The sequence below is a fragment of the Mangrovimicrobium sediminis genome (genome assembly GCF_004745945.1).
GTDB classification, from domain to species: Bacteria; Pseudomonadota; Gammaproteobacteria; order Pseudomonadales; family Halieaceae; genus Mangrovimicrobium; species Mangrovimicrobium sediminis.
Map to the genome: position 1 here is coordinate 148,276 of NZ_SRLE01000008.1, position 21,188 is coordinate 169,463.

Consider the following 21,188-nt stretch of genomic DNA (forward strand, 5'->3'; position numbering starts at 1 on the left):
CCCTGAGTTACTGTTATAGCGGGACGGGGCATGTGTTTGGTAATTATATGCCTTTTTTGCTTTTGGATATATTTACCGCTGTGTTATAAGTGCTAATTAATGTATCGGTGCATAAAAATATCCTAAGTTAGTGATACAGATAGGGAAATAAGTTGCTTGGTCTAATAGGAAAAAGAAAAGCGACACCGGTTCTGGGGCTCGATATTAGTTCAACGACAGTGAAGTTGCTGGAGTTGAGTTACTCCGGGGGACGTTACCGGGTAGAGAGTTATGCAGTGACTTCTCTCCCGCAGGACGCGGTGATCGAAAAGAACGTCAACGACGTGGATGGCGTGGCTAACGCCGTGCGCAGCGTTGTGGCGCAATCCCGGACCAAACTGAAGACCGTGGCGGCAGCTGTGGCCGGTTCCTCTGTCATCACCAAGGTCATCGACATGCCGTCCGGGCTCAGCGAGGACGACATGGAAACCCAGCTCACCCTCGAGGCGGACCAGTACATTCCGTACCCGCTCGAGGAAGTCGCTATCGACTTCGAGGTGCAGGGGTCGTCGGCGGAATCGCCAGCCCAGGTCGAGGTCCTGCTCGCCGCCTGCCGGCGCGAGACCATCGACCGCCGGGTCGAGGCTATCGAGACCGCCGACCTCACGCCGCGAGTGATGGACGTCGAGGCCTACGCCATGGAGCGCGCCTATTCACTGATCCATCACCAGCTCGACCTGGAAGAGGACAGCACGGTGGCGGTGGTCGATATCGGCGCGACCATGACCACGCTCAGCGTCATCAGCAACGGCCAGACAATCTATACCCGCGAACAGCTGTTCGGCGGCAAGCAACTTACCGACGAAATCATGCGCCGCTACGGCCTGCCCCTGGAGGAAGCCGGGCTGGCCAAGAAGCAGGGCGGCCTCCCCGATGACTACGAGCCGGAGGTGCTCGAGCCGTTCAAGGATGCCGTCGTACAACAGGTGGCGCGCTCGCTGCAGTTCTTCTTTTCCTCCAGCCAGTACAACGATGTCGACTGCATCATCCTCGCCGGCGGCGTCGCCTCGATGGAAAACCTGCCCGAACTGGTGCAGGAGAAGCTCGGCACGCCCACTTCGATCGCCAACCCGTTCGCGGACATGTCCATCTCGTCCCGGGTCAATGCGGTAGCGCTGTCCAGTGACGCGCCCGCAATGATGATCGCCTGCGGCCTTGCCCTACGGAGTTTCGACTGATGGCGCAGATCAACCTACTACCGTGGCGCGAAGAGCGGCGGCAGGAACTGAAACGCCAGTTCCTGGTAGTCCTGGTGATGGTCGCGCTGCTTGGCGCCGGCCTGGTGTTGCTCGGGGACCGTGTCGTCAACGGGCAGATCAATTACCAGAAGTCGCGCAACAGCTACCTGTCAGACAACATCAGCGAGCTCGACAAGCAGGTCAAGGAGATCAAACAACTCCAGCGGCGCCGCGAGCAGTTGATCGAGCGTATGCGTGTCATCCAGGAGCTGCAGGGCAACCGTCCGATTATCGTGCGCATCATGGACCAGGTCGTGCGTACCGTACCCGACGGTGTGTTCTACAAGAGCGTGAAATCCAAGGGGCAGAAAATTTCCATCGACGGCATTGCGGAGTCGAACAACCGCGTGTCCAGTTTGATGCGCCGTCTCGATGCTTCCGATTGGCTGGGCTCACCCAATCTCGACAAAGTGACGGCAGCGCCGAATTATGGCGACCAGGCGACGACCTTCAACCTCACGGTGAAGATCGAGCTGCCCAAGTCCGAGAAAGAGAAGAAGGAGCAGTGAGCCATGGCGTTTGAAGATACCCTGCGCTCTCTGCGCGAATTTGATCCCGGCGATCTCACCGCGGACAACATCGGCTCCTGGCCGATGGCGGTCAAGGTCATCATCTGGGTAATGCTACTGGTGCTCGTGGTTGCCGGCGGCTACTACTGGCACATCAAGGAACTCCAGGTACAGCTGTCGCGCGAAGAGGCCAAGGAAGTCAAGTTGAAGAAGGACTTCGAGCAGAAAGCCTTCCAGGCGGCCAACCTCGAAGCCTATCGCCAGCAGCTCAAGGAAATGGAAGAAACCTTTGGCGCCCTGGTCAGCCAGCTGCCCAGCGATACCGAAGTGCCCGGGCTGCTGGAAGACATCACCAACAAGGGTCTGCTGAACGGCCTGAAGATCGACGCCATCGACCTGTTGTCCGAGCGCCGTCGCGAGTTCTACGTGGAACTGCCGATCTCGATTACCGCGACCGGCTCGTATCACGACCTCGGTGCGTTCGTCAGCAGCATGGCTGCGCTACCGCGTATCGTCACCCTTCACGACTTCGAGATCTCGGCGTCCAAGGGCAACGCGAACATGCTGCGCATGCACATCGTTGCCAAGACTTACCGGTACCGGGATGACGAGAGGTGATTATGCGCGTGAATAGCAGACTACTCGCTCTCGCCCTTCCGCTGCTGCTTTCGGCCTGTGGTGGAAAGGGTTTTGGCGACCTCGATCAGTTCATGGCAGAGAAGCGCAGCCGCCCGGGTGGCATCATTGCGCCGATCCCGACCTTCAAGGCATACGAGGCGTTCGCCTATTCGGCGACGACCTGGCGCAGCCCCTTCGAGCGTCCTATCGAGGTTCGCGAGATTGCCCAGCTGCAGGCGGTGAGCGCCATCAAGCCAGATCCCAACCGACCCAAGGAGTTCCTCGAGCAGTACACGCTCGACTCCCTGCGCATGGTGGGGACCCTGGAGCGGGAGGGCACCTTGTGGTCGCTGATTCGCGATCCGGACGGCGGCGTGCACCGGGTGACCCTGGGCAACTATCTGGGACGCCACCACGGCAAGATCGTGGAATCGGGCGAGACCTACGTGGCTGTCGTGGAAATCGTCAGCGATGGCAGCAAGGACGGCTGGGTTGAGCGTCCGCGCACCGTAAAGTTATCCGGCTTGTAAGCCGAGGCCATGGGTGAAAGCCATGTCAAATAGAAAACAACGTTTGGGGACAAAGGCCGTGGGGAAAGGATCAATTCAGGTGCCGGCGTGGTTACGCCTGGCCGCCGGCGTCGTGCTCAGCGCGGGGGCGCTGACCGTTCAAGCGGCAACCATTACCGATATTGGGTTCAGTTCGCGGCCGAACAGCAAGTTCGAAGTGCGACTCGATTTCGACGAGCCGCCACCCGAGATGCAGGCCTACACCATCGAGAAGCCGGCGCGCATCGCCGTCGACTTCCCGGGTGCCAAGAGCGGCCTGGACCAGAAGCGCTACTCCCTGCCCTACGGCAACGCCACCGGCGTGGTCGTACTGGAATCGGGCGATCGTACGCGCATGGTCATCAACATGGTCAAACTGGTTCCCTACGAGACCCGTGTGGACGGCAACAGCTTGTTCCTGATTGTCGGCCAGGACTCCGGCGACTACGTCAAGCCCACCACGGACCCCAATCGCCTGCCCAGCAAGGTGGAGGAAGTCGCTTCGGTAGAATCGGAGATCCAGGACCTCCAGTTCCAGCGCACCGCCGAGGGCGAAGGCCGCCTGACCTTGCAGTTGAGCAATCCTTCGGTCGACGTCAACGTCTTCAGCGAGGCCGGTGATATCAAGGTACAGTTTCTCGAGACAACAGTGCCCGAGCGCCTGATGCGCCGCTATGACGTCACCGATTTCGCCACGCCGGTAAACAGCGTCGACGTGAACACCACCCAGCGCGGTGCCACCCTGACCCTGAAAACCAAGGGTGATTTCGATTACCTGGCCTACCAGACCGACAACGAATACGTGCTCAGCATCAAGCCGCTGTCACCGCGTGAACTGGAAGAGCGGCGCAAGGAGTTCGCCTATGTCGGCGACCGCATTTCGCTCAACTTCCAGGACATCGAAGTGCGCGCGGTACTGCAGTTGATCGCCGACTTCACCGAACTCAACCTGGTGGCCAGCGATACCGTGTCCGGCCGCATCACCCTGCGTCTGCAGAATGTTCCCTGGGACCAGGCTCTGGAGCTGGTACTGAAAACCAAGGGCCTGGACAAGCGCCAGGTGGGCAACGTGTTGATGGTTGCCCCGGCGGCGGAGATCGCCGAGCGCGAGCGCCAGGAAATCGAGGCTAACAAGCAGATCGCCGAACTGGCGCCGCTGCAGTCCGAATTCGTGCGCATCCGCTACGCCAGCGCCAACCAGGTCGTCAAGCTGTTCAATGCGGGCTCCGAGGAGGGCGGCAAGCTGATCTCCTCCCGCGGTTCGGTGGTTGTCGACAGCCGCACCAACTCGCTTATCATCACTGACACGGCGGCTAAACTGGCCGAGATTCGCGAACTCATCGAGCGCGTGGATATCCCGGTGCGCCAGGTGATGATCGAGTCGCGCATCGTCATCGCCAACTCCGACCTGACCCACAACCTGGGTATCGAGTGGGGTGGCGGTTATGTGAATCCCAGCGATAACAACGTACTGTCGGTTTCCGGCGACGCGGCCAACGTTATCGGCCTGAACAACGCCCTGATCAACGGCAGCACTCCGGCGGTGAGCTACCCCGGCGCTCTGCTCGTCGATCTCGGCGTTGCCAGTAACAGCGGCTTTGCGGTGGGCTTTACCAACAGCGATCTGTTCCTCACCGCGGAACTGTCTGCGCTGGAAGCCGCGGGTCAGGGCGAGGTGGTATCCCAGCCCAAGGTGATCACCGGCGACAAGCAGAAGGCCAACATCAAGTCCGGTAGCGAAATTCCCTACCAGCAGGCCTCTGCCTCCGGCGCGACCTCGGTGTCCTTCAAGGAAGCGGTACTGGAACTGGATGTGACCCCGAGCATCACGCCGGACGATCGCATCATGCTGCAGCTGGTCATCAAGCAGGATTCAGTTGGCGACCTGGTTCCCAGTGGTTCCCTCGGCGGCTTCATCCCGTCGATCGACACCACCGAGCTCAACACCCAGGTGCTGGTCGGCAATGGCGAGACCGTGGTACTCGGCGGCGTATTCCGCACCGAAGACCTCGAAACCGTCAACAAGGTCCCGTTCTTTGGCGACATCCCCTACGTGGGCGCCTTCTTCCGCAGCGAGACCCGCTCCAAGACCAAGACCGAGACTCTGATCTTCATCACGCCGCGCATCCTTGCCGATACGCTGCTTGACTGATGCCATCGCCACAACGCGTCTTTCTTGTCGGCCCCATGGGGGCCGGCAAGAGCACCATTGGCAAGTACCTCGCTGAGCAACTCAAACTCGAGTTCGCCGACACCGATACCGAAATCGAGGCGCGCACCGGCGCCGACATCCCCTGGATCTTCGACGTCGAGGGCGAGGCCGGCTTTCGCGAGCGCGAGCGCCAGGTCGTTGAGGAGCTGACCACCTGGGACGGTATTGTCCTCGCCACCGGCGGCGGTGTGGTGCTGGCGCCGGAGAATCGCCGCGCGCTGGGCGGTCGCGGTCATGTCGTTTACCTCTACGCCAGTGTCGACGAGCAGGTTCGGCGCACCCGCCGCGACCGCAAGCGTCCGCTGCTCCAGGGCGTCGACCCGGAGAAGACCCTGCGTGAATTGATGCAGGTGCGTGACCCGCTCTACCGCGAGATCGCGGACACCGTCATCGACACCGATGGCTGCAGTCCACGTGTCGTGGCCCAGCGCCTGGTGCAGGAACTCAACCCGTAAAGACAGCCCCCGCGGCAGTCAGTATGATAGGCGGCCCGTCGAGGATCCGAGGAGTCCGCCGTGTCCGTCTTGATGCACACCCTGCATGTGGAACTGGGTGAGCGCAGCTACCCCATTTATATCGGTCGCGACCTGTTGCGCGACCCGCGACTGATCGCCTCGCACATTCCCGGCTCGCAGGTCGTGCTGGTCAGCAACGACACGGTTGCACCCCTGTACCTGGACCGCCTGCGTGAGGCGGTGGGCGAACGGCGCCTCCTGACCGAGGTCATCCTGCCCGACGGCGAGCGCTACAAGTCCCTGCAGCAGCTCGAATACATCTTCGACCGCATCCTTGCCGACCGCCACAGCCGCAGCACGACCCTGGTCGCGCTGGGCGGCGGCGTCATCGGTGACATCACCGGCTTTGCCGCGGCGTGCTACCAGCGGGGCGTGGAATTCCTGCAGGTGCCCACCACATTGCTCGCCCAGGTGGACTCCTCGGTGGGCGGCAAGACCGCGGTCAACCACACCCTGGGCAAGAACATGATCGGCGCGTTTCACCAGCCGCGCGCGGTGTTCATTGATATCAACACCCTGCACAGCCTGCCGGCCAGGGAGTTCGCCGCGGGTCTCGCCGAAGTGGTCAAGTACGGACTCATTTGCGACGCGCCCTTCTACCAGTGGCTACAGGACAACATGGCGCGCCTGCTGGCGCGCGAAGAAGCGGCGCTGGCCGAGGCGGTCGAGCGCAGCTGTGCCAACAAGGCTAGGGTGGTAGCCGACGATGAGCGTGAAGCGGGCATGCGTGCCATACTCAACTTGGGGCACACCTTTGGCCATGCCATTGAGACCGCGCAGGGCTACGGCGAGTGGCTGCACGGGGAGGCCATCGCCGCCGGTATGGTACTTGCATTGCAGTTATCGGCACAGCGCGGCTGGATTGCCGGTGAGGAGGTTGCTGCGCTTGAGGAGCTGCTGAGCGGTATGGGCCTGCCGGTGGCGCCGCCGGAGGGCATGCACGCAGACCAGTTCATCGACCTGATGAGTCGGGACAAGAAAGTCCTGGATGGCCGACTGCGGCTCGTGCTGCTCCAGGAAATAGGTCAGGCATGTATCGTTGATGATGCGGGAGAGGACGAGCTGCGCGCCCTGCTGGAGCGGGTTTAGCGCTACTGGGGGGAGCGTCTCAGCCGTTTGTCGGAAACTCGGCGTCCGTGTAAAATAGCCTCCCCCTTTTGCACTACCCGGCCCGGTCCGCAGTCTTGGGGCCCCGACGTAACTTTTTGTTTTCGTTTACTATTTGGACTTGATATGAGTGCAGGCCTTTTTAGACCTGAAGACGTCCGCGACAATTGCGGTTTCGGACTGATAGCGCACACCTCGGGGGATGCGAGCCATCGGCTGCTGCAGACCGCCATTGAGTCGCTGACCTGCATGACTCACCGCGGCGGGATTGCCGCAGACGGACGCACCGGCGATGGCTGTGGCCTGCTCATGCAGATGCCCGCCCAGTTTATGCGCACCCTGGCCCGCGAGTGTTTCGACGCCGAATTGTCCGACAGTTTCGCCGTCGGCCAGGTGTTCCTCAGTCACGACGAGGCCAGCGCCGCCGCGGCGCGCGCTGCCACAGAAGAGGTGCTGCGCGACCAGGGCTTCACCGTGCTGGGCTGGCGCGTGGTGCCCACCGACGATTCCGTGTGCGGCGGCATAGCCCTGCAGACCCTGCCGCGTATCGAGCAGGTGTTTGTCGATGGTCCCGGCTTTTCCGACGTGGACCTGGCGACGCGCCTGTTCGTCGCCCGACGCAAGGCGGAGATCGCCTGTGCCAAGGATGCCGACTTCTATATTTGCAGCCTCTCCGGCCGGGTGATCTCCTACAAGGGCCTGGTCATGCCGGTGGACCTGCCGAAGTTCTACCTGGACCTCGCGGACGAGCGCCTGGAAACCGCGATCTGCGTGTTCCACCAGCGCTTCTCCACCAACACCATGCCGCGCTGGCCGCTGGCCCAGCCGTTCCGCCTGCTGGCGCACAACGGCGAGATCAACACCATCGAGGGCAACCGCAACTGGGCCGAGGCGCGCACCGCGCGTTTCGAGACCGAGCGCCTGCCCAACATCCGCGAAATTGCGCCGCTGGTGAACCGCACCGGTTCCGACTCCTCCAGCCTGGACAACATGCTCGAACTGCTGCTCACCGGCGGCGTCGACATGGCGCGCGCCCTGCGCATGCTGATCCCGCCGGCCTGGCAGAACATGGAGCTGATGGACCCGGACCTCAAGGCGTTCTACGAATACCACTCCATGCACATGGAGCCCTGGGACGGCCCCGCCGGTGTCGTGCTCACCGATGGCCGCTACGCGGTCTGCCTGCTCGATCGCAACGGCCTGCGCCCGGCGCGCTGGGTGCGCACCCGCGATGGCTTCATCACCCTCGCATCAGAGGTTGGCACCTACGGATACAAGGCCGAAGACGTCATCGCCAAAGGTCGCGTCGGCCCCGGCCAGATTCTCATGGTCGATACCCACACCGGCGAACTGCTGCAGACCGAGGAAATCGAGAACCGGCTGAAGACACGCCAGCCCTACAAGCGCTGGCTGCAGGAAAAGGCCCAGCGTATCGAGGGTACGCTTACCAGCCAGACCGAGACGGTGATCGGTACGGAAGACGTCGCCGCCTTCATGAAGATGTTCCAGGTGACCTTCGAGGAGCAGGACCAGGTGTTGCGTCCGCTGGCGGAGTCCGGCAACGAGGCGGTGGGCTCCATGGGCGACGATACGCCCATGGCCGTGCTGTCGCGCAAGGAGCGTGCACTGTACGACTTCTTCCGCCAGAAGTTTGCCCAGGTCACCAACCCGCCGATCGATCCCCTGCGCGAGACCATCGTCATGTCGCTGGAAACCGATCTCGGCGGCGAGAAGAATGTGTTCTACGAGGGCCCGGAGCACGCCGACCGCGTGATCCTCTCCTCACCGGTGCTCTCCCAGGGCAAGTTCAACACCCTGATCAACCTGGATCGACCGGGTTTCACCGTGCACCGTGTCGACTGCACCTATGACGCCCAGGGCATGGACCTGCGCCAGGCGATCGCCGCGGTCACCGCCGCCGCCGAGCAGGCGGTGCGCGACGGTGCCACCATCCTGTTGCTGTCCGACCGCGCCATTGCCCGCGACCGCCTGCCGGTGCACAGCCTGCTGGCCACCGGCGCCGTGCACCACCACCTGATTCGCCAGGGCCTGCGCGCCGACGCCAACCTGGTAGTGGAAACCGCGAGTGCGCGGGATTCGCACCAGATCGCCTGCCTGCTGGGCTTTGGCGCCACCGCCGTCTACCCCTATCTCGCCTACAGCGTGCTGGAAGAGCTCATGCGCAGCGGCGAACTGCTCGGTGAGCCGGGCATCTGCTACAAGAACTACCGCAAGGGCATCAACAAGGGCCTGCTGAAAATCATGTCCAAGATGGGCATTTCCGCAGTCTCCTCCTACCGCGGTGCCCAGTTGTTCGAGGCCGTGGGCCTGGACAGCGAAGTCGTGGATACCGCCTTCTGCGGCGTCGCCTCGCGCATCGAGGGTGCCGGCTTTGCGGAGCTCGAAGAAGACCAGCGCGTGCTCGCGGCGCGCGCCTGGTCGCCGCGCAAGACGCTGGAGCAGGGTGGCCTGCTCAAGTACGTGCACGGGCAGGAGTACCACGCCTTCAACCCGGACGTGGTCATGACCCTGCAGCAGGCAGTGGCCAGCGGCGACTACGCCGACTACCAGCGCTACGCCAAACTGGTCAACGAGCGCCCGGTCGCCACCCTGCGCGACCTGATGCGGCCGGTGATCAAGGGCGAGGGCATCCCCCTCGACGAGGTCGAGCCGATCGAAAAGATCCTGCCGCGCTTCGATTCCGCCGGCATGTCCCTCGGCGCGCTCAGCCCGGAGGCACACGAGGCGCTGGCCGCGGCGATGAACCGTATCGGCGCGCGCTCCAATTCCGGTGAGGGCGGCGAGGACCCGGCGCGCTACGGCACCGACCGCGTGTCCAAGATCAAGCAGATCGCCTCCGGCCGCTTCGGCGTGACCCCGCATTACCTGGTCAATGCGGAAGTCCTGCAGATCAAGGTTGCCCAGGGCGCCAAGCCCGGCGAGGGCGGCCAGTTGCCCGGTGGCAAGGTCAACGACCTGATCGCGCGGCTGCGCTACTCGGTGCCCGGCGTAACCCTGATCTCGCCGCCACCGCACCACGACATCTACTCCATCGAGGACCTCGCCCAGCTGATCTTCGACCTCAAGCAGGTCAACCCGCAGGCGCTGGTCTCGGTTAAGCTGGTCTCCGAACCCGGCGTGGGCACGATCGCCGCCGGTGTGGCCAAGGCCTACGCCGACCTGATCACCATCTCCGGCTACGACGGCGGTACCGCCGCCAGTCCGCTGACCTCCATCCGCTATGCGGGCTCGCCCTTCGAACTGGGCCTGGCCGAGGTACAGCAGACCCTGCGCGGCAACAAGCTGCGCGGCAAGATCCGCCTGCAGGCGGACGGCGGCATGAAGACCGGCCTGGACGTGATCAAGGCCGCCATCCTCGGCGCCGAGAGCTTCGGTTTCGGCACCGCGCCGATGGTGGCGCTGGGCTGTAAATACCTGCGTATCTGCCACCTCAACAACTGCGCCACCGGCGTTGCTACCCAGCACCAGAAACTGCGCGACGATCACTTCAAGGGCACCGTCGACATGGTGGTGAACTTCTTCACCTTCATCGCCACGGAAACCCGCGAGTGGCTGGCGAAGCTCGGTGTTGCCAGCCTCGGCGAACTGATCGGTCGCACCGACCTGCTCGAACTGCTGCCCGGTGAAACCCCGAAGCAGGCGCGCCTGGATCTCTCCCCCATCCTGCACAAGGATGCCGCGGCCGAGGGCGAGCCCGAGTTCTGCCAGGTCAGCCGCAACGCGCCCTTCGACAAGGGCGAGAAGGCGGAGGAAATGATCGCCGCCACCCTGGCCACGATCGAGTCGGGCGAGGGCGGTGAGTTCGCCTTCGACGTGTGCAACTGCGACCGCTCCATCGGCGCGCGCATGTCCGGCGAGATTGCCAGGCGCTGGGGCAATACGGGCATGGAGGACAAACCGCTGGTGCTGCGCCTGACCGGTACCGCCGGCCAGAGCTTCGGCGTGTGGAACGCCGGCGGCCTGCACATGTACCTCGAGGGCGATTCCAACGACTACGTCGGCAAGGGCATGGCCGGCGGCAAGCTGGTGATCTACCCGCCTGCCGGCACCTCCTACCCGTCGCAGGAAGCATCCATCATCGGCAACACCTGCCTGTACGGCGCGACCGGCGGCCGCCTGTTCGCCGCCGGTATCGCCGGCGAGCGCTTCGCGGTGCGCAACTCCGGGGCGCACGCCGTGGTCGAGGGTACCGGCGACCACTGCTGCGAGTACATGACCGGTGGCAACGTCACCGTGCTCGGTGCCACTGGCGTCAACTTCGGTGCCGGCATGACCGGGGGCTTCGCCTACGTGCTCGACCTCGACCGCACCTTCATCGACAAGTACAACAGCGAACTGGTGGATATCCACCGGGTCAGCTCCGAGTACATGGAGGCCTACCGCCACCACCTGCGCGGCAATATCCGCGAGTTCGTCGATGAAACCGGGTCCGCCTGGGGTGCCCACCTGCTGGAGAACTTCGCCGACTACGTGGGCAAGTTCTGGCTGGTGAAACCCAAGGCCGCGGACTTCGATCGCCTGTTGTCTCGCCTGCGTAACACCGATTGACGCGGCGACTGGAGAAGCATTGATATGAGTAATCGTCTGGCGAATTCCTTCCAGTTCATCGACGTCGGCCGCAACGATCCGGACAAGAAAATGCTGGACGTGCGCAAGCGGGAATACGTGGAGATCTACAATCCCTTCACCCGCGAACAGGTCGCCGAGCAGTCCCATCGCTGCCTCGAGTGCGGCAACCCGTATTGCGAGTGGAAGTGCCCGGTGCACAACTTCATTCCCAACTGGCTCAAGCTGGTTGCCGAGGGCAACCTGTTCGAGGCGGCGGAACTGAGCCACCAGACCAATACCCTGCCGGAAGTCTGCGGCCGCGTGTGCCCGCAGGACCGCCTGTGTGAAGGTGCCTGCACCCTGAACGACGGCTTCGGTGCGGTGACTATCGGTTCTTCGGAGAAGTACATCACCGATACCGCGCTGGCCATGGGTTGGCGCCCGGACCTGTCACAGGTGGTCAAAACTGACAAGAAGGTCGCCATCATCGGCGCTGGCCCGGCGGGCCTGGGCTGCGCGGACATCCTGGTCCGCAATGGCGTGCAACCGGTGGTCTACGACCGCTACCCGGAAATCGGCGGCCTGCTGACCTTTGGCATTCCCGAGTTCAAACTGGAAAAACAGGTGATGACCCGCCGCCGCGAGGTGTTCGAGGGCATGGGTATCGAGTTCCGCCTGAATACCGAGATCGGCACCGATGTCAGCATCGACGAACTGCTTGCCGAATACGACGCCGTGTTCATGGGTATGGGCACCTACACCTACATGAAGGGCGGCTTCCCCGGCGAAGACCTGCCCGGTGTCTACGAGGCGCTGCCCTACCTGATTGGCAACGTGAATCACAACCTGGGCTTCACCCAGGACCAGGAGGCCTACGTCAACCTCAAGGGCAAGCGCGTGATCGTGCTCGGCGGCGGCGACACCGCCATGGACTGCGTGCGCACCGCGATTCGCCAGCAGGCGGAAAAGGTGATCTGCGCCTACCGCCGCGACGAGAGCAACATGCCCGGTTCCCGGCGCGAGGTGAAGAACGCCCGCGAGGAAGGGGTGGAGTTCCTGTTCAACCGCCAGCCCATCGAGGTGGTCGAGTACTTCGGCCAGGCCTGTGGGGTCAAGGTGGTGGAGACCGAACTCGGCGAACCCGATGCCGACGGCCGCCGCCGCCCGCAGCCGATTCCCGGCAGCGAGGAGGTGCTGGAGGCGGATGCAGTGATCATCGCGTTTGGCTTCCAGCCCAGCCCGGCGGACTGGTTCGCCGATGTCGGCGTGGAAACCAACGATTGGAAAGGCGTGGTCGCAGAAGAGCAGCAGACCTATAAATTCCAGACCAGCAACCCGAAAATCTTCGCCGGCGGCGACATGGTGCGCGGTTCCGACCTCGTCGTCACCGCCATCTGGGAAGGACGCCAGGCGGCCGAGGGCATTCTGGATTATCTCGGCGTTTAGGCAGCACATGACAGAACTTAAGAACGACCGTTTCCTGCGCGCGCTGCGGCGCGAGCCGGTGGACCGCACACCCATCTGGATGATGCGCCAGGCCGGCCGCTACCTTCCCGAGTACCGGGAAACACGCGCTGCGGCGGGCTCCTTCCTCGACCTGTGCAAGAACGCTGAGCTGGCCTGCGAGGTCACCATGCAGCCCCTGCGCCGCTATCCCATGGACGCCGCGATCCTGTTCTCGGATATTCTCACCGTGCCCGACGCCCTCGGCCTGGGCCTGTATTTCGAGACCGGCGAAGGCCCCAAATTCCGCAAGACCGTGCGCAGCGAGGCCGACCTCGCCGCCCTCAACAGCTTCAACGCGGAAGACGATCTCGGCTACGTGATGAATGCCGTGCGCACCATTCGCGCCGAACTGAACGGCATGGTGCCGCTGATCGGCTTCTCCGGCAGCCCCTGGACGCTGGCCACCTACATGGTCGAAGGCGGCTCTTCCAAGGACTTCGCCCAGGTCAAGGGCATGGCCTATGACCGTCCCGAATTGATGCACAACCTGTTGTCGCTGCTCTCCGACGCGGTGGCGGATTATCTCGCGGCGCAGGTGCGCGCCGGCGCCCAGGCCGTGCAGATTTTCGATACCTGGGGCGGCAGCCTCTCGGCGGCGGGGTACAAGGAGTTTTCCCTCAAGTACATGCAGCGCGTCATCGGCCGCCTGCAGGTGCAGCCGGAGACCCACGGCGTGCCGGTCATCGTGTTTACCAAGGGCGGCGGCCAGTGGCTGCCGTCGATTGCCGATTGCGGTGCGCACTGCGTGGGCATCGACTGGACCACCGACATCGCCCACGCCCGCCAGCAGGTGGGCCAGCACGTCGCCCTGCAGGGCAATATGGATCCGGCGATGCTGTTCGCCTCCCCGGCGCGCATCCGCGAGGAAGTGGGTGCGATTCTCGCCGGCTACGGCCACGGACCGGGCCATGTGTTCAATCTCGGCCACGGAATCACGCCGGGGGTGAACCCCGACCACGTCACGGCCTTTGTCGATGCGGTGCAGGAACTGTCACCGCAGTATCACCAGGTCGACTGAGCGACTCTCTCCATCCTGTTCGGAGCGCCCTGGCGGGCGCGCCCGATGCTGTTCGTTCAGGCGCGCCTGGCTATCTCACTTACGCGCGCTTGCTCAGGCGCGTTTGGCTTTCTCGCCCGAGTCGCAGCAGAAATCGTGATCCATATCCAGCGCCGGTGACTGCGAGGCCGGGCGGCCGACAATCCGCGCCGGCACGCCGGCGACCGTGGTGTGCGGCGGAACCTCGTCGAGTACCACGCTGCCGGCGCCGACCTTGGCACCCTCGCCCACCCGGATATTGCCGAGGATTTTCGCCCCGGCGCTGATCAGTACGCCGTCGCCGATCTTCGGGTGGCGGTCGCCGTCTTCCTTACCCGTGCCGCCGAGGGTGACCGACTGCAGGATGGAGACGTTGTTGCCGACCACGGCGGTTTCGCCGATCACCAGGCCGGTGGCGTGGTCCAGCAGGATGCCGTTGCCCATGCGCGCAGCCGGGTGGATGTCCACGCCGAACTGCACCGAGACCCGGTTCTGGAAGAACAGGCCCATGGAGCGGCGCCCGTGGGTCCACAGCCAGTGGGCGATGCGGTGACTCTGCAGGGCGTGGAAACCCTTGAAGTAGAGGAAGGGAATGTACAGCTCGTGGCAGGCCGAGTCGCGGTCGACCACGGCAAGCAGGTCGGCGCGCACCGCCTCGCGGATGCCGGCGTCGTCCTCCAGGGCCTGCAGCATAACCTCGCGCAGCAGCAGCGAGGTCACCGTGGGGCTGTCCAGCTGGCTGGCGAGGTGAAAGCTGAGCGCGCATTCCAGCGTCTTGTGGTTGAGGATGGTGGAATGCAGGAAGCTCGCCAGGATGGGTTCTTCCTGGGCGTGTTTCTCGGTCTCGGCGCGGATGCGATCCCAGACCGGGTCTGGATGCTTCGGTGTCATGGTGGTTCCTCGCTTGGGACGGTGGACTGTAGCCTATTCGTTCGCGTTCGTCACGGCGCCGGCGCGGTAGCACCACAGGCTGTGACCGCTGTCGCGGTACTTGCTCTCGAACAGGGTGAGCGGGGGGGTGTGGGCCACTTGCGACACCGCACCGCGCCGTCCTGCGAGGTGCATGGCCAGGCCGAACTCCTCTACATAGAGTTGCCAGTTGGAGCGCAGTTCAATCGTTCCGCCCAGATCGAGCAGGCGACCGAAGGCGGGGTGGCCGTGTACCCGGCGCATCAGGTGCTTGCTCTTCGGCCAGGGGTTTGGATACAGCAGGTAATGATGTTCCACGTGCAGGCCGTCCGCCAGCAACAGGGCCCAGATGTCCTCGACCTCCGCCTGCAGCAGCAGGTAGTCCCCGGCCAGCTCACTGGCGTGGCGCGCCAGGCGGTGGGCGGAGCGGTCGATGCCGACCACCAGGTGCTGCGGATGGTCCCGGGCCAGCAGCGCGGTGCTCTGGCCGGTGCCGCAAAATGCGTCCAGCACCAGCGGGCGCGCCTGCCCGGCCAGGCTCTCGGTGAGTTGCGCGTAGGCGCGGCGCGAGTGCGCCGCCGGCGGTCGCCGGTAGGGGTTGTCCAGGTGCCGGCGCAGCACCGCGGGCAGTTGCGCGTGAATGCCGGGCTGGTTGCTGTGCACGGGCCGCGAATTGCCGGGTTCGCTCATCGCGACCCCGCGTTGATGTTCGCCGCGCGCGTTGTCATCATTACGCCTCCTGACTCCGGGGCTATTCACCATGCGCAAGGACCTGCGGCCCTTCTGGCTCAAGCAACTGTATCTTCGCTACCGCCACTGGTACACGGAGTATTTCCTGCGTCCCCAGTGTACCCGGCTCGGGCCTCATCATACGGTAATGAAGCCGCGCCACGTGAAAATCTCCGGCGACAACATCTGCATCGGACGCTGTTTTACCGCCATCGCCGAACCCGCGGCGCGGGTGGAGATCGGCGTGTGGGGGCGCGAGGACGGCGCCGGGCGTATCGTTATCGGCGACTGCGTGCTGATGAGCCCGGGCTCGCGCATCAGCGCCTCGGACGAGGTGCTGGTCGGCGACGGCACCATGTTCGCCAACGGTGTCTACGTCACCGACTGCGACTGGCACTCGCTCTACGACCGCACCCAGCGCGACCCGCGGGTTGCCCCGGTGCATATCGGCCGCAACGTGTGGCTGGGCGATCACGCCACGGTACTCAAGGGTGTGACCATCGGGGACAACTCGGTGGTCGCCGCGCGCGCGGTGGTGACCCGCGACGTGCCCGCCAACGCGGTGGTCGCCGGGAACCCGGCGAAGGTGGTCAAGACCCTGGACCCGGAGCGCGGCTTCGTTACCCGCATGGACTACTTCGCCGATCCGGAGGCGCTGGCGCGGTTCTTCGAGCAGGTGGACCGCGACGTGCTCGCGGGCAACACCCTGTGGCGCTGGCTGTGGTCGCTGCTCTACCCCGCTTCGCGCGGCCGCGGCGGAGATTACTCCGGGTAGAGGGTCTGCACCCCGCCGCTGGTGCCCAGCAGCAGTACATCCGCCGGGCGCAGGGCGAACAGGCCGTTGGTCACCACGCCGGTGATGTTGTTGATTTTTTCCTCGGTGGCCAGTGGCTGCGGGATGGGAAAGTTGAACACGTCGAGAATGACATTGCCGTTGTCGGTGACCACCCCCTCGCGGTAGACCGGGTCGCCGCCCAGCTTGACCAGTTCGCGCGCCACGTGGCTGCGCGCCATGGGAATCACTTCCACCGGCAGCGGAAAGGCGCCGAGCGTGGGTACCAGCTTGGATTCGTCGGCAATGCAGATGAACTTCTCCGCCACCGCCGCCACGATCTTCTCGCGGGTGAGGGCCGCGCCGCCGCCCTTGATCAGGTGCAGGGCGCGATTGCTCTCGTCGGCGCCATCGATATAAAACGCGACATTGTCCACGGCGTTGAGGTCGTACACCGGGATGCCGTGGCTGCGCAGGCGTTCCGCCGAGGCCTCCGAACTGGCGACAGTGGCCCCGATCAGGCCTTTCACTGCGGCGAGGCAGTCGATGAACATGTTGGCGGTGGAGCCGGTGCCGATGCCGAGTACCGTGTCCCCCTCGAGGTGGGGACGTATGTAGTCGAGGGCGGCCTCGGCCACGGCCTGCTTGAGTTCATCCTGGGTCATCGCTACGGCTCCGCTTGTCTGCTGGGCCGGCATTATATGCCAGCCGTTCGCGCCGGTCAGGCTCGGCGCAACCCGGTTGCTGCACACAGCGTCCCCGGCCGCGGCCCGCTTCGCTCCGACACCCGCGCGGGACTGGTAATCTGCCGCGGCATCATTAACATGGCCGCTTCGGTGAACACTCGGTAGCGACCATGCCCCACACCTATATCAAGCGCATTCTCGACGCGCGCGTCTACGACGTGGCGCGGGAAACGCCGGTGGATTACGCGGAACTCATGTCCCGCCGTCTCGACAATCACGTCTGGCTGAAGCGCGAGGACCTGCAGCCGGTGTTCTCCTTCAAGTTGCGCGGCGCCTACAACAAGATGAACCGGCTCAGCGAGGAGCAGCGCCAGCGCGGGGTGGTGGCCGCTTCCGCGGGCAATCACGCCCAGGGCCTGGCCATGGCGGCGCAACGCATGCACGTGAAGGCCACCATCGTCATGCCGCGCACCACTCCGGCGATCAAGGTAGACGCGGTACGCAACCGCGGCGCCCGCGTCGTGCTGCACGGGGATACCTTCGACGAGGCGGCGGCGCACGCGGCGCAGCTGGTCGAGGAAAAGGGCATGACCTATGTGCACCCCTTCGACGACCCGGATGTCATCGCCGGGCAGGGCACCGTGGGCATGGAGATCGTGCGCCAGCACCAGCAGCCGCTGGATGCCATCTTCGTCCCGGTGGGCGGCGGCGGCCTGCTCGCCGGCGTTGCCGCCTATGTGAAATACGTGTGGCCACAGACGAAACTGATCGGCGTCGAGCCGGAGGATGCCGCCTGCCTGAAGCTCGCCCTGGAAAAAGGCCGGCGGGCGCGCCTGTCCGAGGTCGGCCTGTTCGCCGACGGCTGCGCGGTGGCGCAGATCGGCAAGGAGACCTTCCGCGTCATCCGCAAACTCGTCGATGAAGTCATCACCGTCAGCTCCGACGAGATGTGCGCCGCCATCAAGGACATCTTCGAGGACACCCGCAGCATCGCCGAGCCGGCGGGTGCCCTGGCCCTCGCCGGGATCAAGAGCTACGTGGAGCGCACCGGAGTGCAGGGCGACAACCTGCTGGCCATCGTCAGCGGGGCCAACACCAACTTCGACCGCCTGCGCTATATCTCCGAGCGCACCGAGATCGGCGAGCGCCGCGAGGCGGTGCTGTCGGTGACCATTCCCGAGCGCGCGGGCAGCTTCCGCGAGTTCTGTCATGTGCTGGGCCGGCGCAACATCACCGAGTTCAACTACCGCTATGTCGATTCGGGATCGGCGCAGGTGTTCGTCGGCCTCTCCGTGGTGCCCGGCGGCGAGGATCTTGCCACATTGCTGGGCCACCTCGAGGACAGCGGCTACTCGGCGCTGGATCTCACCGACAACGAGGTGGCCAAGCTGCATGTGCGCTACATGGTCGGCGGCCACGCGCCGGCGGACCTCGACAACGAGCGCGTGTATCGCGTGGAATTCCCGGAGCGCCCGGGCACGCTGGCCAAGTTCCTCTCCGGCCTGGGGCAGCGCTGGAACATCAGCATGTTCCACTACCGCAACCACGGCTCCGCCTTCGGCCGAATACTGGTCGGCGTGCAGGTGCCGCCGGGTGATCGCCGCGAGTTCGAAAAGGTCCTGGATGGCATCGGTTACCCCTATTCGGACGAGAGCGACAACCCCGCCTACGCCCTGTATCTGGGCCAGCGGGGCGATTGAACGTCCACCGGCTAAAAAAATTCCCGAAAAGTCTAAACTTTTCGGTCTTAAGGTATGGACATGCAAAATCCTTGTGAAATAATCACAAAAGTTAGTGGTTGAGGGAGTGGCTCGACCACCGCAGCGGTACCGGCTTCAGTAAGAAAAGCCAGACCTTGAGACGTGAAGAGAGTGGACCAGCGTGGAAAGTAAACCTGACCTGATGATAATCCTGATGGCGGTCTTTGGTTTGGGGCTAGTAATCACCCTGATGCTGCCGATGACTGCTAATGACACCGTGGCGGCTCCTGCCTCCGAATTGCAAGCTGGCGTTATCATCCACGATTGAAGTACCGGGCCTGTTCCTGTTTTACCTGTTTCAGGTGATAGGGGTAAGGCTCTGAATCAGACCCTGCAGTCGAGCAGGGCCTCTCCTGTTGCAATGTAATCCAGTCCGATGTCCCAGGGGTCGGCGGGTAGCAGCGAAACTTCCTGAACTGAATACCCCAGCCCTATCTTGAGCACCGTAGCTGCGCACGCCAGGCTGCGGTCGTAAAAACCTCCGCCCATCCCCAGTCGCCGGCCCTCGCGGGTCCAGCCCACCAGTGGCAACAGCAGCGCATCCAGTTCGGCGGCGCCGCGCAGGGTGTCCCGCCGTGCCGGCTCGCCAATGCCGTAACGATTCTCCTGTAGTGCCTCTCCCGGCGTCCAGGGCGCGAACAGTAGCGACGAATCGGGCTGGATGATGGGCAGGTAGATTTGTTTTCCGGCGCTGTGTAGATCGACGAGCAGGGGAGCGGGATCGAGTTCGGCGTCCGCCGCGAGGTAGCCGGCGACATGTTGCAGATGCGGCCAGTCGGGCAGTGTGCGCAACAGTGCGGGGAGTGCCTGGGCGGCCGCCCGGGCCTGAATCGCTGGCAGGGCGCGGCGACGTGCGCGCAGGTCCCGGCGCAGTTGCTGCTTGGAGGGGACCGATTGTGGCATTGAAAAAGATTCCCGGCGTACCGCTGACAGCGCTGCCCTTGAACCCGACGGTTCAAGGGGGGGCTCCTGCACTGTTTCAGGCTTTCCGGTCAATGTCCGGACCTGCACACCAACAGCGGCGAGGCGCCCCCGGTTTTACATTTATCGGCTCGAGGACTGTCTGCCTGGCGCATACGCCAGGGATCCTCCTTGAGTATAACGCAGGCCGTCGCGGCGATTCGCCCCTTGATTTTTCGAAAAAAGACGCCCGCAGGCGCCGTGGCTTCAGCCGATTTCGAGCTGCCGCAGCTGGTACAGCGCGTCGTCCAGCTTGCGATTGAGGCGGTCCATGCCCGCGCTGTCGACCGCCGCCGGGGGTTGTTCCTGGTTGGATTGCTCCGAGGCCTGCAGCAGCTCGTAGCTAATATTCAGGGCCGCCATGACCGCGATGCGCTCGAGGCCGATGACCTTGCCGGAGTCGCGGATGTTGCGCATCTGCTTGTCGAGGTATTTGGCCGACACCACCAGTTCCGCCTCCTGCTCTTCCGGGCAGGCGACCTGGTATTCCTTGTCGAGGATCTTGACCGTGACAGTGTGGGGTGGGCTCACGGTTTCACTCCATGGTGCGCAGGCGGGTGATCATGGCCTCGACCTTGGAGCGGGCCATTTCGTTCTTGTCGATGAGTTCCTGCCGCTCCTGCTGCCAGTTGGCGGTCTGGCGCTTGAGCATCTGGTTTTCCCGGTTCAGCTGCTGGCACAGTTTGATCAGTTCGTCGATCTTCTGTTCCAGGGCTTTCAGTTGCTTGTCCGCCATGGAGATGTACTGGAGTTAGTCCGACAGGAGTTTTACTATAAGGGCGCGGCAGGATGAGGTCAACGAAACAAAATCAATGTAAATCAGAAGCCTGCCGACCTTTTTTAGAAGCCTGTCTCAACTGCCGCAGGGGGTGGGCAAAGAACCCCCGGGAGCGCGGGATGCACGAATTTTTTGACACCGAAACCACCGTTTTCGATTTCGACGAGATGGCCGGCCACCTGCTCGAGCAGGGTGTCGATGCCAGCCCCTCGGACCTGCACGGCTGCCTGTGCGGCCTACTTGCCGCCGGCGCACCGGCCCAGCCCGAGGCGGGCTTCGCCCTGCTCGCCCAGGCGCTGGACGTGGACCTGCACGGCGAACTGGCCGGCCTGGTCATGCAGCTGTACGAGGTCAGCGCCGCCGCGCTGGAGGACGACGAGTTCGATTTCCACCCGCTGCTGCCGGATGACGACAGCGAAATCGAGGTGCGTACCCTGGCTCTGGTGGGCTGGGTGCGCAGCTTCATTACTGGTTTCACCCGGGTGAACCGCGAGACCGTGCGCCAGGACAGCGCCGAGATCCTGCGCGATTTCGCCGCCATCGCCCAGGCCAATGTGGATGAAGGGGCCAGCGAGGAGGAATCCGAGGACAGCTACCTGGAACTCGTCGAGTACCTGCGCTTCGCCGCGCTCAACGTGTTCATGGACAGCCGCGCCGACAGCGTGGCGCCGGAAGCGCCGTCGCTGCACTGAGGAGA

Annotated in this window: 20 protein-coding genes and 1 other RNA gene; 14 read left to right on the forward strand and 7 right to left on the reverse strand. The window is 64.0% G+C overall.

What is annotated here, in order from left to right; translation table 11 throughout:
- The first annotated feature begins 152 nt into the window (after positions 1-152).
- From E4634_RS12310 to hemE, 10 genes are all read left to right on the forward strand, one after another.
- Positions 153-1,217: a pilus assembly protein PilM gene (locus tag E4634_RS12310; RefSeq protein ID WP_135444298.1), complete on the forward strand. Its 1,065-nt coding sequence runs from the start codon at positions 153-155 to the stop codon at positions 1,215-1,217.
- Positions 1,217-1,786, forward strand: a complete 570-nt coding sequence (locus E4634_RS12315) for a PilN domain-containing protein (protein ID WP_135444299.1) — start codon at positions 1,217-1,219, stop codon at positions 1,784-1,786. The genes E4634_RS12310 and E4634_RS12315 overlap by 1 nt, the downstream gene beginning before the upstream one ends.
- 3 nt (positions 1,787-1,789) lie before the next feature.
- Positions 1,790-2,404 carry a type IV pilus inner membrane component PilO gene (locus tag E4634_RS12320; RefSeq protein ID WP_135444301.1) on the forward strand — a complete coding sequence of 205 codons (615 nt, stop codon included), beginning with the start codon at positions 1,790-1,792 and terminating at the stop codon, positions 2,402-2,404.
- A 2-nt stretch (positions 2,405-2,406) separates the two neighbouring features.
- Complete coding sequence (locus tag E4634_RS12325) at positions 2,407-2,934, forward strand: pilus assembly protein PilP (RefSeq protein ID WP_135444303.1); 528 nt, start codon at positions 2,407-2,409, stop codon at positions 2,932-2,934.
- A gap of 22 nt (positions 2,935-2,956) precedes the next feature.
- Positions 2,957-5,104 carry a type IV pilus secretin PilQ gene (locus E4634_RS12330; protein ID WP_135444305.1) on the forward strand — a complete coding sequence of 716 codons (2,148 nt, stop codon included), beginning with the start codon at positions 2,957-2,959 and terminating at the stop codon, positions 5,102-5,104.
- Positions 5,104-5,619 (forward strand): shikimate kinase AroK, encoded by a 516-nt coding sequence (gene aroK / locus E4634_RS12335; RefSeq protein ID WP_135444307.1) that lies wholly within the window; start codon positions 5,104-5,106, stop codon positions 5,617-5,619. Before E4634_RS12330 ends, aroK begins: the two co-directional genes overlap by 1 nt.
- A 72-nt stretch (positions 5,620-5,691) precedes the next feature.
- On the forward strand, positions 5,692-6,768 hold the full coding sequence (gene aroB / locus E4634_RS12340) for a 3-dehydroquinate synthase (protein ID WP_135444530.1): 1,077 nt from the start codon (positions 5,692-5,694) through the stop codon (positions 6,766-6,768).
- 144 nt (positions 6,769-6,912) lie between these two features.
- Entirely contained in the window at positions 6,913-11,355 is a 4,443-nt protein-coding gene (gene gltB, locus E4634_RS12345) for a glutamate synthase large subunit (protein WP_135444309.1), read from the forward strand.
- Between the two features lie 24 nt (positions 11,356-11,379).
- Positions 11,380-12,801, forward strand: a complete 1,422-nt coding sequence (locus E4634_RS12350; protein ID WP_135444311.1) for an FAD-dependent oxidoreductase — start codon at positions 11,380-11,382, stop codon at positions 12,799-12,801.
- 7 nt (positions 12,802-12,808) lie between these two features.
- Positions 12,809-13,879 (forward strand): uroporphyrinogen decarboxylase, encoded by a 1,071-nt coding sequence (gene hemE / locus E4634_RS12355; RefSeq protein ID WP_135444312.1) that lies wholly within the window; start codon positions 12,809-12,811, stop codon positions 13,877-13,879.
- Between the two features lie 93 nt (positions 13,880-13,972).
- Here hemE and cysE read toward each other — a convergent pair whose 3' ends face one another.
- A complete protein-coding gene (gene cysE, locus E4634_RS12360; protein WP_135444314.1) occupies positions 13,973-14,788 on the reverse strand; it encodes a serine O-acetyltransferase in 816 nt (271 codons plus the stop codon).
- A 33-nt stretch (positions 14,789-14,821) separates the two neighbouring features.
- On the reverse strand, positions 14,822-15,496 hold the full coding sequence (gene trmB / locus E4634_RS12365; protein WP_135444316.1) for a tRNA (guanine(46)-N(7))-methyltransferase TrmB: 675 nt from the start codon (positions 15,494-15,496) through the stop codon (positions 14,822-14,824).
- Between the two features lie 70 nt (positions 15,497-15,566).
- Here trmB and E4634_RS12370 point away from each other — a divergent pair, with 70 nt between their 5' ends.
- On the forward strand, positions 15,567-16,310 hold the full coding sequence (locus E4634_RS12370) for an acyltransferase (protein ID WP_135444318.1): 744 nt from the start codon (positions 15,567-15,569) through the stop codon (positions 16,308-16,310).
- On the opposite strand, the gene rpiA is transcribed toward E4634_RS12370, so the two are convergent.
- Entirely contained in the window at positions 16,298-16,972 is a 675-nt protein-coding gene (gene rpiA, locus E4634_RS12375) for a ribose-5-phosphate isomerase RpiA (protein WP_135444320.1), read from the reverse strand. The two genes, E4634_RS12370 and rpiA, sit on opposite strands and share 13 nt — an antisense overlap.
- Positions 16,973-17,163: 191 nt before the next feature.
- Between rpiA and ilvA the strand changes: the two genes are divergently transcribed.
- Together ilvA and E4634_RS21480 are read left to right on the forward strand one after the other, a co-directional pair.
- Positions 17,164-18,693, forward strand: a complete 1,530-nt coding sequence (ilvA, locus tag E4634_RS12380) for a threonine ammonia-lyase, biosynthetic (RefSeq protein WP_135444322.1) — start codon at positions 17,164-17,166, stop codon at positions 18,691-18,693.
- Positions 18,694-18,874: 181 nt separating this feature from the next.
- The gene (locus E4634_RS21480; RefSeq protein ID WP_167854883.1) at positions 18,875-19,021 is read left to right on the forward strand and encodes a hypothetical protein; all 147 of its coding nucleotides are present in this window, start codon (positions 18,875-18,877) and stop codon (positions 19,019-19,021) included.
- A gap of 56 nt (positions 19,022-19,077) precedes the next feature.
- On the opposite strand, the gene E4634_RS12385 is transcribed toward E4634_RS21480, so the two are convergent.
- From E4634_RS12385 to E4634_RS12400, 4 genes are all read right to left on the reverse strand, one after another.
- A complete protein-coding gene (locus tag E4634_RS12385) occupies positions 19,078-19,656 on the reverse strand; it encodes a 5-formyltetrahydrofolate cyclo-ligase (RefSeq protein WP_135444324.1) in 579 nt (192 codons plus the stop codon).
- A gap of 5 nt (positions 19,657-19,661) precedes the next feature.
- A non-coding RNA gene (gene ssrS, locus E4634_RS12390) (6S RNA) lies at positions 19,662-19,842 on the reverse strand.
- Positions 19,843-19,920: 78 nt separating this feature from the next.
- On the reverse strand, positions 19,921-20,244 hold the full coding sequence (locus E4634_RS12395; protein WP_135444326.1) for a cell division protein ZapA: 324 nt from the start codon (positions 20,242-20,244) through the stop codon (positions 19,921-19,923).
- 4 nt (positions 20,245-20,248) lie between these two features.
- The gene (locus E4634_RS12400) at positions 20,249-20,449 is read right to left on the reverse strand and encodes a TIGR02449 family protein (RefSeq protein ID WP_135444328.1); all 201 of its coding nucleotides are present in this window, start codon (positions 20,447-20,449) and stop codon (positions 20,249-20,251) included.
- Positions 20,450-20,610: 161 nt separating this feature from the next.
- On the opposite strand from E4634_RS12400, the gene E4634_RS12405 reads away from it, so the two are divergent.
- The gene (locus E4634_RS12405; protein ID WP_167854884.1) at positions 20,611-21,183 is read left to right on the forward strand and encodes a UPF0149 family protein; all 573 of its coding nucleotides are present in this window, start codon (positions 20,611-20,613) and stop codon (positions 21,181-21,183) included.
- Positions 21,184-21,188: the final 5 nt, after the last annotated feature.